The sequence below is a fragment of the Haloarcula salina genome, assembly GCF_049603855.1.
Classification (GTDB): Archaea; Halobacteriota; Halobacteria; order Halobacteriales; family Haloarculaceae; genus Haloarcula; species Haloarcula salina_A.
The window spans coordinates 1,767,177-1,780,263 of sequence record NZ_CP187146.1 but is presented as its reverse complement, the minus strand read 5'-3'; the positions used below and the strand labels follow the sequence as shown (position 1 = coordinate 1,780,263).

The following is a 13,087-nucleotide window of genomic DNA, read 5'->3' as shown; positions in this document are numbered from 1 at the left end:
CGGGCTATATCTTCCGTTCTCTCGCCACCGGCGCGGGAGGCGGCGCGCTCAGTCGAACGCGCAGGCGAGCAGCGCGTCGTAGGCGTGGTCGTAGGCCTCGGCGACGGCCGCGGGGTCGCGTCGCGACTCGGCGTCGAGCGCCGGGAGCCTGACCGCCCCGGCCTGTTCAACGAGGTCGACGACGTTCGGGACCCGCTCTTCCAGTTGGCCGACGCCCGCACCGCCGGTCGCGATCTCGCAGGCCTTCGCGTAGCGGTCGCCGTCGTAGACGCGGGCGCGACCGGGCTCGACGACGGCGACGGCGTCGGGCTCGAAGTCCGACAGCGGGCGGGCCACGTCCCCGTAGGACTCGACGACGGCGCGGTTCGCCGCCTCGATGTCCGCGGCGATCGACTCCAGCGCCTCGACGTGGAGCACGCGCATCAGGTCGTTGAAGTCGGCGATCGAGGTGACCCGCGGGGCGTTCTCGACGGGGAGGCGCTCGCGGACCGACTCGGGGAGGTCGACGGTGCCGTTGACGACGTACTCGACGCCTTCGTCCGCGCTCGGGCGACCGACCCGGTCGACCACGAACTGCTGGTCCTCCCGGCCGAGTAGCCCGGTCTCGGCCCCCGGCGACGGGTGCCAGAGCCGGTGGATCGGATTGATCTCCTCGGGGGCCACGTCGTTCGGTGCGGCGTTGGCCAGTCGCTTGGCGTCCTTGCCGTACAACCGCCCGTCGGCGGTCGACCGCTGATAGTCGTCGTGGTCGAACCAGTAGTTGTTGCCGGCACGCGGCTTGAACCCCGCCGCGTTCGTCCGCTCCAGCAGGCCGACGCTGAAGGTGGTCTTGCCCGCGTCGACGCGGTCGCCGCCGGCGACGAGGAGTTTCATTCGTCGGCGAGCCCGTACAGCCCGACCAGGTCGTCCGCCTCCGGTTCGGCGAACACGAGGTCGTCCTGGTTGAAGATCATCCACGGGATGGCCCAGTCGATGAACACCGCCTCGTTGGCCTCGTTGAGTTCGGCGTCGGCGGGCAGGCCCTGCAGGAGGCGGGCGAGCTCCGGGATCGTGTACAGTTTCTCGGGGTCGAGTACGTCCTCGGGCTCGTGGAGGTCGAACGGGCGAATCTCTTCGAACTCGTCTCTGTCGACTGGCATACCCCCCGGTATGCCGAGGGAGTGGGTAAACCCCTCGAACCTTCGGAACCCATTTACACTGGCGTGGAAACACTCCACTCAATGGAGGCGCTGTTCATCGGGTACGCGATGGTGCTGCTCCTGGTGACGGTGGTCCTCGTCTCGCTGTCCGCCTACGCCTGGAATCGGGGGGACTACGCCGGTGGACGGGCGCTGTCCGTGTTACTCGGCGGGGTGTCGGTCTGGTGTCTCTGTGCGGCGGCCGGCGTCCTCACCCGCGGGACTGGTCTGGCACTGCTGTGGGCACGGGGGGTGTTCGTCGGTGCCGTTCCGGCAATCGCCGCCCTGTTCGTGTTCGCGCTGGCCTACGCCGGGCACGACCGCTATCTCGACCGTCGGCTGTACGCGTTGCTTTCGATCGAACCGCTCGCGTTCTTCGCGATCATGGTCGCCGATCCGGACGGTCTCGTCTACCAGATCGGCGGCCAGTCGGCGTCGGCGATGTACGGCTGGGAGATCGGGTACGGCTCTGTGTACCTGGCCCACCTCATGTACTCGTACCTCCTGGTCACAGCTGCGAGCGCCGTCATCGTTCACTTCGCGCTGGTCGGTGGCGACCTGTATCGCCGGCAGCTGTACGCGATCTTGCTCGCCATCGCTCTCCCGTGGTTCGGGAGCGTCGTCGACACGCTCGGCGACCTCCCGCTCACTCCTACGCCGATCCTGTTCGGCGCGAGCTGTATCGCGCTCACGTGGGCCGTCTTCAAGGCGCGGTTGCTCGACATCTCGCCCGTCGCGTACCGCGAGATCGTGGACTCGATCAACAGCGCCGTGGTCATCGTCGACACCGCCGGCGTCGTCCTCGAAGTGAACGACGCCGGACAGACGCTCTTCGGTGACGCGGACCTCGCCGGACGCCCCGTCGCTGACGCACTGGGCGACTGGCCCGGACTGATCGAGTCCTACCGGGAGCGGGCCGACAGCGGCGCGAATCGGGGGACCGTCGTCGAGCACGGCGACCGGTACTTCGACGCCCACATATCGCCGCTGCGGGACTCCCGGGACGCGCTCGTCGGCCACGTCCTGCTCGTCCACGAGATCACCGAACGGAAACGGCGCGAGCGGGAGCTGGAACACCGAAACCGACAGCTCGATCAGTTCGCCGCCGTCGTCAGCCACGACCTGCGGAACCCGCTGAACGTCGCGAGCGGCCGCCTCGCGCTGGCCAGAGAGCGCAACGACCCCACGGAGTTTGACCGCGTCGAGGCGGCCCACGAACGGATGAGCCGGATCATCGACGACGTGCTCGCGTTCGCCCGCGACGAGCAGACGACGAACGCCGAACCGCTCGACCTCTCGGCCGTCGCGGAGGCGGCGTGGGCGCACGTCGACACCGCGGACGCGACGCTCGAAGTCGACGAGGACCGCGTGCTCGTCGGTGACCGCGACCAGCTCCTCCAGCTGTTCGAGAACGTCTACCGGAACAGCGTCGAGCACGGCGGTGACGGCGTCGCGATCCGCGTCACGGGGACCGCCGACGGGTTCGAAATCGCCGACGACGGTCCCGGAATCCCCGAGGCCGACCGCGAGGCGGTCTTCGAGCACGGCGTGTCGCGCTCCGACACCGGGACTGGCCTCGGACTGGCCATCGTCGAGCACGTCGCCGACTCCCACGGCTGGACGGTCGAGATGACCGAGAGCGACCGCGGCGGCGCGCGCCTCGTCGTCGGCGGCCACACAGCCCCGGACCCGGCCGTCGACGGGTCGGCAGTATAAGACCGTGGGGCGTCGAGGGTCGGTGTGACCACGACTGACGACGCCGTCGAGGCGACGCTGGAACGGCTCTCCAGACAGCAGAAGCTCTCGCTGGTCCGCGGTGCGCCCGATCCCGAGGGAACGGCCACGGGCTACCTGCCCGGCGTCGACGCCGCCGGGGTCCCGCCGTTCCGACTGGTCGACGGCCCGCTCGGCATCCGCGCCGAGGGCGAACGGGCGACCGCCTTCCCAGCCTCTATCGCGACGGCGGCGACGTTCGACGCCGACCTGGCCCGCCGCCAGGGCGCGGCGATGGCCCGCGAGGCGACGGCACTAAACCAGGACGCGCTGCTCGCGCCGGGCGTGAACGTTATCCGCGTTCCGCACTGCGGCCGGAACTTCGAGTACCTCTCGGAGGACCCGGTCGCGGCGGGCGACATCGGTGCGGCCCTCGTCGAGGGTATCGAGTCCGAGGGCGTCGTCGCCACCGTCAAGCACTTCGTCGCCAACAACCAGGAGACCCACCGTACCACCGTCAGCGCCGAGGTGGACGAACGGACGCTCCGGGAACTGTACCTGCCGCCGTTCCGCGCGGCCGTCGACGCCGGCGTCGGCTCGGTGATGACGGCCTACAACCGCGTCAACGGCACGCACATGAGCGACCACGGGTACCTACTCGGCGACGTGCTCAAGGGCGAGTGGGGCTTCGAGGGCTACGCCGTCTCGGACTGGTACGGCCTGGAGACGACCGTCGGCGCGGCCACCGCAGGACTGGACGTGGAGATGCCCGGCATCTCCATCGCCGACGCCGGCGACGGGGACGCGGAACTGGACGACTTCGAGTGGCCCGACGGCATCCCGGACGGGACGCGCGCAGGTCTGTTCGGCGAGCCGCTCGCCGAGGCCATCGAGGCCGGCGAGGTCCCGCCGGCGCGGCTGGACGACATGGTCCGGCGCGTCCTCGGACAGATGGCCCGCTTCGGACGGCTCGACGCGGACGGCGCGGGTGCGGGAGCGCACGAGGTGGCCGATGGCAGTCGGGACGACGCCGGCGAACTCGACAGCCAGCGCCACCGCGACGTCGCCCGGGAGGTCGCCGCCCGCGGGACGGTCCTCCTCGACAACGACGGCGTGCTCCCGCTGGACGACGGGGCCGACGTGGCCGTCATCGGACCTCACGTGGACGAGGCGAAACTGGGCGGCGGCGGGTCCTCGGAGACGACGCCGTTCCGCTCGGTCTCGCCGCTCGACGGAATCGAGGCGCGGGCCGAGGGGGCGGTCGCGTCGGCGTTCGGCGTCACACGGATCGAGTCGGTCTCGCTGTTCGACATGCTGCCGTTCGTCGGCGAGGAGGCGGACGACGAGACGGGTGACGCCGCCGAGGTGGAGGAGACGGACGACCGCGACCCGTCGCTCGACGACGCCGTCGCCGCCGCCGAGGCCGCAGACGCGGCCGTCGTGTTCGTCCGCGACGCGACCACGGAGGCGCTTGACCGCGACACGCTCGCCCTCCCCGGCGAGCAGGACGCCCTCGTGGCGGCGGTCGCCGACGCGAACGACGACACCGTGGTCGTGGTCCGCTCGGGCGGTCCCGTCTCGCTCCCGTGGCGCGAGGACGTGGCGGCGGTCGTCGAGCAGTGGTACCCCGGCCAGGCCGACGGCGAGGCCGTCGCCGACGTGCTCTACGGCGACCGGGACCCGGGCGGCCGCCTCCCGGTCACGTTCGCGTCAGAGGAAACGTACCCGACAGCGGACGACGACCGCCGCTTCCCCGGCGTCGACGGCGCAGTCCACTACGACGAGGGCCTGTTCGTCGGCTACCGGCACTTCGACGCCGCCGACGCGGAGCCGACGTACCCGTTCGGTCACGGCCGCTCCTACGCGACCTTCGAGTACGGCGCGGCCGAGACAGGCGAGGACCAGACCGTCTCGGTCACCGTCGAGAACGTCGCCGACAGGCCCGGCCGCGAGGTCGTGCAGGCGTACGTCAGCCCGCCTGACGTGGACGGGGTCGAGCGCCCCGAACGGGAGTTCGCGGCCGCCGAGTCGGTTCGTCTCGACGCGGGCGAGCGCCGGACGGTGACGCTCTCGCTCGACGACCTGGCCCTCTCGCGATACGACACCGAGGACGGCTGGACGGTCGACTCGGGTACCTACGCGGTCGAGGTGGGCCGCTCGGCGCGGGACGTGCGGGCGTCGGCGACGCTGGAGCGATAGCCCGGACGCTCGCCGCGTCGATTCGACGCCTGTCGACCGGCTGACGGGTGGATTCCCCGGCCGAGGATTTCAAGCCCCCTGACTACGTACGACCGCCCATGAGCGAGACACTGGAGACGATGGAACCGAACCCGGTGTGGGTGGAAGACGCCTACTCGGACACGGTCGACGTACTCACGCGCCACTCACAGGACCTCGTGTTCAAGATCTGGGGCGGCGACTGGTGCAAGGACTGCCGGGCGCAGCTCCCGGACTTCGGCGCGGCGCTCGACGCCGCCGGCGTCCCGGCCGCGAACATTCACCACTATCCGGTGGAGAAGGAAGACGACGGGTCGAAGACCGGGCCACAGGTCGAGGAGTACGACATCGAGTACATTCCGACGGTCGTCGTCGAACACGACGGCGAGGAAATCGCTCGCTTCGTCGAGGAGGAACCGGTCCCCATCTCGGTCCACCTCGCCCAGAAGATCGAAGCCGCGCTCGACTGAGACGACCCGCGGTCCCTGGTCAGTCCGCGCGACGCCGCGCTATTCTGTGCCCCACGCCAGCGCCTCGCCGAGGTCGTGGGCCGGCGGCGAGCACGCGAAGTTCCGGCAGACGTACGCCGTCGGCCGGTCCTCCTTCGGGTCTCGCCCCGCCCAGATCGGCGGGGCCTCGTCCAGTTCGAGCGCATCGAGCCAGTCCGCGAAGTGCGCTCCGTCGGCCGGCCGGTGGGCGACGAGTCGGCGGGGGATGTATTGGTCGGCCAGCGTCTCCGTCCACTCCGCCGGGTAGCTCTCCTGCTCGCCGACCAGCGTGAGTTCGAGCGCGCCCTGCTCGTACGTGTCCGTGGCGAGCGTGAGCGAGGCGTGTTGGAGGGGGTTCGAGGAGACGCGGTCGGCGTGGGTCCTGAGGACCCGTTCGGCCACGTCTTCGAAGCGGTCGCCGCCGCTGAAGTGCGACAGCGACAGCAGGAGGTCGACGGCGACGCCCGTGCTCGACGGCGTCGACTGGTCGGTCAGTTCCTGCGGGCGGGCCACGAGCGACTCGCCGCCCCTCGGCGTGAAGAACAGGGTGCCCCGCTCGTCGTCCCAGAACGCCTCCGTGATGGCCCGGCCGAGGTCCATCGCGAACGCGAGGTGCTTGACGTCGCCGGTCGCCTCGAACAGCGTCAGCGCGCCACGGCCGAGGAAGGCGTAGTCCTCCAGGTAGCCGTCGATGGCCACGTCGCCGTCCTTGTACCGGCGGCTGAGTCGCCCCGCCTCGGCGTCCCAGAGGTGCTCGCGAACGAAGTCGAGCGCGTCGGCGGCCACCTCGGCGTAGGCGTCGTCGAGGACGATCGCGCCCTCTGCGAGCGCCCGGATCATGAGGCCGTTCCAGCCGGCGAGCACTTTCTCGTCGCGGGCCGGTCGCGGGCGGTCCTCGCGGGCCTCGAAGGTCTGGTTCAGGGCGCGCTCCAGGCTCTCTGTGATCTCGTCCTCGTCGCGGTCGTACTCCTCGGCCAGCGCCGACACGGGCGTTCGGACGGCCAGCACCGTCGCGCCTTCGAAGTTCCCGCGCTCCGTGACGCCGTAGTAGTCACAGAAGATGTCCGCGTCGGTCTCGTCGTCGACGGCCTCACGGACCTGCTCGGGCGTCCAGACGTAGAACAGCCCCTCTTCGGTTTCGCCGTCGGGGTCGTCGACAGGCGCGCTCTCCGCGTCCAGCGTGCTGAAAAATCCCCCGTCGGGGTGCTGGAGTTCGCGCTGGACGAACGCGAAGGTCTCGCGGACGACCGCGGCGTAGCGCTCAGAGCCGATGGCCTGATAGCCCGCGAGAAAGGCCCGCGGAATTTCGGCGTTGTCGTACAGCATCTTCTCGAAGTGCGGGACGGCCCACTTCGAGTCCGTGGCGTAGCGGTGGAAGCCGCCGCCGACGTGGTCGTACAGCCCCCGGTCGGCCATCACGTCCAGCGTCTCCTCGACGACGGCGAGGTAGTCGTCGTCACCACCGTCTCGCGGGTCGGTGCCCGCCCCGCGAGCCTGTTTCGAGTCGCGTGGCGACTCGCCATCAGCAGCCGCGCGCAGGAGCGCGTGGAGCCGGCCGTTCTGCGGGAACTTCGGACCACCGGACCCCCACCCGCCGTGCTGTCGGTCCGCGCCGCGGTGGGCGATGGTGGCCGCCGTCTGGACGATGTCCTCCGCGGGGTCCTCGGGGTCGGCCGGCGTCGCTTCGAGGTCGCTCTCGATGGCGTCGGTCCACTGCTCGGCGCGGGTCTCCATGTCCGCGCGCTGCTCGGGGTCGTTCCAGGAGTCCGCCAGCCGCTGAAGCAGGTCCGCGAAGCCGGGCTGGCCGCGCTTCTCCTCGGGCGGGAAGTACGTCCCGACGTAGAACGGCTTGCCCTCGGGCGTGAGCCATGCCGACAGCGGCCACCCGCCGCCGCCGGTCACCTGCTGGCAGATGCTCATGTACACCGAGTCGAGGTCCGGGCGCTCCTCGCGGTCGACCTTGATCGGGACGAAGTGCTCGTTGAGGAACGCGGCGATCTCCTCGTCCGCGAAGCTTTCCTCCTCCATCACGTGGCACCAGTGACACGCCGCGTAGCCGACGGAGAGGAAGATGGGCACGTCGCGCTCCCGGGCGGCTTCGAGCGCCTGCTCGTCCCAGGGCTGCCAGTGCACCGGATTGTCCGCGTGCTGGCGGAGGTACGGGCTCTCCTCCTCGTCCAGTCGGTTCCGCTCTGTGGGCGCGGTGTCGCTCATGATCGGGAGTCGGTGCGCCGCGGGGAAAAGGGACGCGACGCCGGCGACGGGGGCGCTCCCGGCTTCGCCACCCGATGCGTCAGGGGGCCGCCCGCCCTGGCCGCTTCCCGAGCGGTTTTACCGCGCGGTAAACTAGGGTCGCGCATGAACGGAGACGAGCCGCGGGCGACCGTCGACCAGCCGATCGCCGGCGAACGCGTCCGCCATGGAACGGGCGTCACGTCGAACCGCGCGTTCCCGACGAACGGCTATCCGCACCACCTTGACCCGTTCGTGCTGTTCGAGCGGTTCTACATCGACCCTGACGAGGGCTTCCCGATGCACGGCCACAGCGGCTTCGAGATCGTCTCGTACATGCTCGACGGTGGGATGGACCACGAGGACTCGCTTGGCGTCGTCAACACCGCCGCCGAGGGCGACGCGATGCGCATCACGGCCGGCGACGGGATCAGACACTCCGAGTTCCCGGCGGACGGCCGGGCCTGCTCCGGCCTCCAGCTCTGGGTGAACCTCCCGCGAGCGCAGAAGGCCATCGAGCCTGATTACGTCGACGCGTCGGCGGCCGACCTCCCCGTCGAAGACCGGGACGGGGCGACCGTCACGACGGTGATCGGCGACGGCTCGCCAATCGACCTCGTCACGCCGATGCGCTATCTCGACGCGTCCGTCTCCGAGGCGTGGACGTGGGAGATTCCGGAGGGCTGGTCGGGATTTCTCTACGGCGTCGAGGGCGACGGGACCGTCGACGGAGCGGAGTTCGGCGGCGGCGACGTACTCCCAGTCGTCGACTCGCGCTCGCTCGCCCTCCGAAGCGAAGACGGCCTGCGCGTCGTCGCCGTCGCCGGCCAACCCCACGGCGAACCCATCCGCCAGCGCGGCCCGGTGGTCCGCTGAACCAAAGACGATTTTACCAGATGGTAAAATATTAGGCCGGCCGGTCCGACCGGTCGTGTATGGCAGACGTAGCAGTCGTCGGCGGCGGTCCCGCCGGCCTGAGCGCGGCACTGTACGCGGCGAAAAACGACCTCGAAACCGTCGTCTTCGACACGGACGAATCGTGGATGCACAAGGCGCACCTGTTCAACTACCCCGCCGTGCGGAGCATCAGCGGCGACGAGTACCTCGAAGTCGCACGTGGGCAGGCCCGCGACCGCGGCGCGACGCTTCAGGACGCGGAAGTGACCAGCGTCGAACAGGCCGACGACGGCTTCGTCGTCTCGACCGACGACGACGAATACGACGCGGACTACGTCGTCCTCGCGACGGGCGGCGCTCGCGACCTGGCCGAGGACCTCGGGTGCGCGTTCACCGACGAGGAAGTCGTCGACGTGAACCTCGATATGGAAACCTCCGTCGAGGGCGTCTACGCCACCGGGGCGATGGGGCGCGCCGAGAAGTGGCAGGCCGTCATCGCCGCCGGCGACGGTGCGGCCGCAGTGCTCGACATCCTCTCGAAGGAAAAGGGCGAGTACTACCACGACTTCGACATGCCGTCGGACGTGCCGGAACTGTAGTTCGGGCTACCGGTTTTTCTCGGCACTCCTTCCGTACCGGTCGCGGCACCGACCCTGGGCGCTCGAATCGTCCCGGTAATCGACCGCGGGCGCGACCCGCCGCGGCCGTCAGTTCTCCGGCGACAGCGAGTCGAGGACGAACTCGTCGATCGCCCGCTTTGTCTCCTCGGGGGCGTCCTCGTGGCCGAGCGCGATTCGTCGCTCCCGGGCGGCGTGAATCGCGTCCGTGACGAGTTGGCCCAGCCGCCGGGCGTCCACGTCGCGGAAGACGCCCTGTTCGATGCCGTCTTCGATGACGGACACGATGCTCCCGCGGATGCGGTCGTAGTGCTCGTTGAACCGCTCGCGGTGCTCCTCGTCGTGCTGGGCGTAGGCGTAGAGTTCGTGGTACACCTTCATGCGATCCCAGTGCGTGAACTGGTCGAACTCCGGCCCGAACAGACAGCGGTCGATGCGCGCGTCGAGTTCCACGCGCGGATCCGTCTCCGCGTCCACCTCGACGCTTCCCTCGTACTGGTCGATGACGTACTCCAGAAACGACGACAGCAGGTCGTACTTTCCGTCGAAGTGGTAGTGGATCACCTGTCGTGACAGGTCCATCTCCTCGCCGATGTGACGCACGCGCAGGTCCTTGTACCCGTGTTCGCTCAGCGCCCGGAAGGTGGCCTCCATGATCTCCTCGTGCGTGCTTCCGGCCTCGACTGCCCCGTCCGACCCAGTCATTACCGGGAGTACGCGTGCGCGGCACAAATCGGTTTCTCCATCGCGACGACGCGACGAGCGCTGAGACCGCCGCGCCAGCGGGCGTGAACCGCGGAAAAGACAATACTTACGTGAAAGCCCATCCGGGCTTCGGGTATGTCAGAGACAGTGCTGCTCGTGGGTGGCGGCGGCCGCGAACACGCGATCGCTCGCGCGCTCGCGGACTCGCCAGCGGATCTCTACGCCTGCGCCGGCAACCGGAACCCGGGAATCGTCGCCCTCGCCGAGGGCTTCGAGACGCTCGACACGACGAACCCGCAGGCCGTGACGACCTACGCGCGCTCGGTCGACGCGACGCTGGCCGTCGTCGGGCCGGAGGCCGCGCTCGCCGCCGGCGTCGCCGACGCGCTCGACGACGCCGACGTCTACACGTTCGGGCCCCAGGAGCAGGAGGCCCGCATCGAGACGGACAAGGCCTTCCAGCGCCGCTTCATGCGGGAGCACGACATTCCCGGCTGCCCGGACTTCGAGACGTTCGAGGACATGGACGCCGCCTGCGAGTACATCGACGAGTACGACGGCGACCTCGCGGTCAAGCCCGCCGGCCTCACCGGCGGCAAGGGCGTCCGCGTCATCGGCGACCAGTGCACCGCCGAGGAGGCGAAAGAGTATCTCCGGAGCGCCGACTACGACCGCGTCGTCCTCGAAGAGCGCCTCGTCGGCGAGGAGTTCACCGTCCAGGCGTTCGTCGCGAACGGACAGCTTCGGGTCACGCCCGCCGTCCAGGACCACAAGCGCGCCTACGAGGGTGACGAGGGGCCAAACACCGGCGGCATGGGGAGCTACTCCGACGCCAGCCTCCACTTGCCGTTCATGGACGAGGACGACTACATGGACGCCGTCGACGTGCTGCGCGCGACGGTCGACGCCCTCGACGGCTACAAGGGCGTGCTGTACGGCCAGTTCATGCTCACCGAAACCGGGCCGCGGGTGGTCGAGTTCAACGCCCGCTTTGGCGACCCCGAGGCGATGAACACGCTCCCGGTCCTCAACACGGACTTCCTCGACGTGCTGACGGCCGCCAGAGACGACGAGCCCCTCCCACAGCTCTCATTCCGTCCGCTCGCCACCGTCTGTAAGTACGCCGTCCCGGACGGCTACCCGACGGACCCGGACGCCGGCGCGAAGGTCACCATCGACGACGACGTCATCGCGAGCGTCGTCGCGGAGCACGCCGAGTCCGGCGACGCCGACGACACCGCCCCCGAGGCGCTACTGTTCTACGCGAGCGTCGACGACCGCGACGACGGCATCTACACCACCACCTCTCGGTCCTACGCCGTCGTCGGACTCGCCGACACCATCGCAGAAGCGGAGGCCATCGCCGAGGAGTCGCTGGAGCGCGCCGGCACGGAGGGGCTCCGCGTCCGCCACGACATCGGCAAAGCCGACCTCGTCCAGCAGCGCATCGACCACATGACCGACATCCGCGGCGGCGACTGAGTGCGGGACCCCTCCGGCCGTGGCTCACTTACAGCAGCGGGACGGTGATCTGACGTGGCGCTGACATCGGTCGATATCCGCTCGTCGCTGTCCGTCCTCGGAGCGATCCTCCAGTGGCTGACCGTCCCGCTCGCGGTGCCCGTCCTCGTCGCGGTCGTCTACGGCGAGTCCCCGGCTCCGTACCTGCTCGCCATCGCCGTCTCTCTCGGCGTGGGAACGCTCCTTGCGACTTTCGAGCGGGACCGAATCTACAACCGCGAGGCGTTCCTGACCGTCTCGCTGGCGTGGCTGTCAATCGCCGTCGTCGGCGCGATTCCGCTGTACGTCGAGGGGACCGGCGTGTTCGCCAGCCCGGTCAACGCGCTGTTCGAGGGGATGAGCGGCATCACGACCACGGGCGCAACCGTCATCCGCGACTTCGACGCCCACTCGCAGGCGCTGTTGATGTGGCGGCAGGTCCTCCAGTGGCTCGGCGGCCTCGGCGTCCTGTTGCTCGCGACGGCGGTCCTCTCGCGGCTGTCGGTCGCCGGCGCACAGCTCATGGAGACCGAGTCCCGGACGAAGGACGTGACGAAGCTCACGCCCGGCATCGAGGACACGGCGCGGATTCTCGGCGCGCTGTACCTCGCACTGACCGCCGCCGCCGCGGTGATCTTGTTTCTCCTCGGCGCGGTCGGTCTCGCACCGAACATGACCGCCTTCGACGCGGTCGCCCACGCCTTCACCGCCATCGCGACCGCCGGCTTCTCCCCGCGTGCAGAGAGCATCGGCGCGTTCTCGCCGGCCGTCCAGTGGGCCGTCGTCGTGTTCATGGTCGTCGGCGCGACGAACTTCGTGTTGCTGTACGCGCTCGTTCGCGGCGACGTGACCCGACTGCGCGACAGCGAGGAGTTCCACTTCTACCTCGGCATCCTCATCACCGCCGCCATCCTCGTCGGCGGCCTCCTCGTGGTCGATCCCGGGTTCACCGCCGGCGGCGAGGAGACGGCCCGCCACGCCGTCTTCCAGGTGGCCTCCATCGTCACGACGACCGGGTACGCGTCGACCGACTTCAACACCTGGTCGGCCGGCGCGAAGAACGTCCTCTTCGTGCTGATGTTCGTCGGCGGGATGGCCGGCAGCACCACCTGCTCCATCAAGACGCTCCGGTGGGTCATCGTCACCAAGTCGTTCTGGCGGGACCTGAACGTCTCCGCGCACCCGAACAGCGTCCGGCCGGTCCGCCTCGGCGACGAGGTGGTCGGCGAGGACACGGTGCGGGACGTGTACGCCTACACGCTGGTCGCGCTCGTCTTCTTCATCCTCGGGACCGTCCTGCTGGTCGCCGACGGGGAGCGGGCCGGTGCCCCGATAACCGAGTTCGAGGCGCTCAGCGCGGCTGCCTCGATGTTCTTCAACATCGGCCCGGCCTTCGGACGGGCCGGCCCGTTCGGGACCTACGAGGGATTCGCCCGGTCGAGCAAGCTCCTGTTGATCCTGCTGATGTGGATCGGGCGCATCGAGATCGTCCCGGTGCTCGTGCTCGTGACGCCGACGTTCTGGCGGCGGTGAGCGCGCC

General features: G+C 69.7%; 11 protein-coding genes. 7 read left to right on the top strand and 4 right to left on the bottom strand.

Going from position 1 to position 13,087, the window contains the following annotated elements; all coding sequences use genetic code 11:
- Positions 1-48: 48 nt before the first annotated feature.
- The gene (locus tag ACOZ4I_RS09065) at positions 49-873 is read right to left on the bottom strand and encodes an ATPase (protein ID WP_423998722.1); all 825 of its coding nucleotides are present in this window, start codon (positions 871-873) and stop codon (positions 49-51) included.
- On the bottom strand, positions 870-1,139 hold the full coding sequence (locus tag ACOZ4I_RS09060; RefSeq protein ID WP_423998720.1) for a DUF5827 family protein: 270 nt from the start codon (positions 1,137-1,139) through the stop codon (positions 870-872). Before ACOZ4I_RS09060 ends, ACOZ4I_RS09065 begins: the two co-directional genes overlap by 4 nt.
- Positions 1,140-1,220: 81 nt before the next feature.
- On the opposite strand from ACOZ4I_RS09060, the gene ACOZ4I_RS09055 reads away from it, so the two are divergent.
- The 3 genes from ACOZ4I_RS09055 to ACOZ4I_RS09045 all read left to right on the top strand — a co-directional run bounded on the left by ACOZ4I_RS09055 (position 1,221) and on the right by ACOZ4I_RS09045 (position 5,578).
- A complete protein-coding gene (locus tag ACOZ4I_RS09055; RefSeq protein WP_423998718.1) occupies positions 1,221-2,894 on the top strand; it encodes a histidine kinase N-terminal 7TM domain-containing protein in 1,674 nt (557 codons plus the stop codon).
- A gap of 24 nt (positions 2,895-2,918) precedes the next feature.
- A complete protein-coding gene (locus tag ACOZ4I_RS09050) occupies positions 2,919-5,090 on the top strand; it encodes a beta-glucosidase family protein (RefSeq protein WP_423998716.1) in 2,172 nt (723 codons plus the stop codon).
- A gap of 98 nt (positions 5,091-5,188) precedes the next feature.
- Positions 5,189-5,578 carry a thioredoxin family protein gene (locus ACOZ4I_RS09045; RefSeq protein ID WP_423998714.1) on the top strand — a complete coding sequence of 130 codons (390 nt, stop codon included), beginning with the start codon at positions 5,189-5,191 and terminating at the stop codon, positions 5,576-5,578.
- 39 nt (positions 5,579-5,617) lie between these two features.
- Here the strand turns inward: ACOZ4I_RS09045 and ACOZ4I_RS09040 are convergent, their stop codons facing one another.
- A complete protein-coding gene (locus ACOZ4I_RS09040; protein WP_423998712.1) occupies positions 5,618-7,810 on the bottom strand; it encodes a thioredoxin domain-containing protein in 2,193 nt (730 codons plus the stop codon).
- Between the two features lie 144 nt (positions 7,811-7,954).
- Between ACOZ4I_RS09040 and ACOZ4I_RS09035 the strand changes: the two genes are divergently transcribed.
- Both ACOZ4I_RS09035 and ACOZ4I_RS09030 read left to right on the top strand, forming a co-directional pair.
- The gene (locus ACOZ4I_RS09035; protein WP_423998710.1) at positions 7,955-8,704 is read left to right on the top strand and encodes a pirin family protein; all 750 of its coding nucleotides are present in this window, start codon (positions 7,955-7,957) and stop codon (positions 8,702-8,704) included.
- A gap of 59 nt (positions 8,705-8,763) precedes the next feature.
- A complete protein-coding gene (locus tag ACOZ4I_RS09030) occupies positions 8,764-9,324 on the top strand; it encodes an FAD-dependent oxidoreductase (RefSeq protein ID WP_423998708.1) in 561 nt (186 codons plus the stop codon).
- Between the two features lie 108 nt (positions 9,325-9,432).
- On the opposite strand, the gene ACOZ4I_RS09025 is transcribed toward ACOZ4I_RS09030, so the two are convergent.
- Complete coding sequence (locus ACOZ4I_RS09025; protein WP_423998706.1) at positions 9,433-10,047, bottom strand: TetR/AcrR family transcriptional regulator; 615 nt, start codon at positions 10,045-10,047, stop codon at positions 9,433-9,435.
- A 135-nt stretch (positions 10,048-10,182) separates the two neighbouring features.
- Between ACOZ4I_RS09025 and purD the strand changes: the two genes are divergently transcribed.
- Both purD and ACOZ4I_RS09015 read left to right on the top strand, forming a co-directional pair.
- On the top strand, positions 10,183-11,529 hold the full coding sequence (purD, locus tag ACOZ4I_RS09020; RefSeq protein WP_423998704.1) for a phosphoribosylamine--glycine ligase: 1,347 nt from the start codon (positions 10,183-10,185) through the stop codon (positions 11,527-11,529).
- 54 nt (positions 11,530-11,583) lie between these two features.
- Complete coding sequence (locus ACOZ4I_RS09015) at positions 11,584-13,080, top strand: TrkH family potassium uptake protein (RefSeq protein ID WP_423998702.1); 1,497 nt, start codon at positions 11,584-11,586, stop codon at positions 13,078-13,080.
- Positions 13,081-13,087 lie beyond the last annotated feature (7 nt).

Bases quoted from the DNA above. Each gene is read 5' to 3' on its own strand.
- ACOZ4I_RS09065 (WP_423998722.1), bottom strand. From the start codon at position 873: ATGAAACTCCTCGTCGCCGGCGGCGACCGCGTCGACGCGGGCAAGACC.
- ACOZ4I_RS09060 (WP_423998720.1), bottom strand. From the start codon at position 1,139: ATGCCAGTCGACAGAGACGAGTTCGAAGAGATTCGCCCGTTCGACCTC.
- ACOZ4I_RS09055 (WP_423998718.1), top strand. From the start codon at position 1,221: ATGGAGGCGCTGTTCATCGGGTACGCGATGGTGCTGCTCCTGGTGACG.
- ACOZ4I_RS09045 (WP_423998714.1), top strand. From the start codon at position 5,189: ATGAGCGAGACACTGGAGACGATGGAACCGAACCCGGTGTGGGTGGAA.
- ACOZ4I_RS09040 (WP_423998712.1), bottom strand. From the start codon at position 7,810: ATGAGCGACACCGCGCCCACAGAGCGGAACCGACTGGACGAGGAGGAG.
- ACOZ4I_RS09035 (WP_423998710.1), top strand. From the start codon at position 7,955: ATGAACGGAGACGAGCCGCGGGCGACCGTCGACCAGCCGATCGCCGGC.
- ACOZ4I_RS09030 (WP_423998708.1), top strand. From the start codon at position 8,764: ATGGCAGACGTAGCAGTCGTCGGCGGCGGTCCCGCCGGCCTGAGCGCG.
- ACOZ4I_RS09025 (WP_423998706.1), bottom strand. From the start codon at position 10,047: ATGACTGGGTCGGACGGGGCAGTCGAGGCCGGAAGCACGCACGAGGAG.
- purD (WP_423998704.1), top strand. From the start codon at position 10,183: ATGTCAGAGACAGTGCTGCTCGTGGGTGGCGGCGGCCGCGAACACGCG.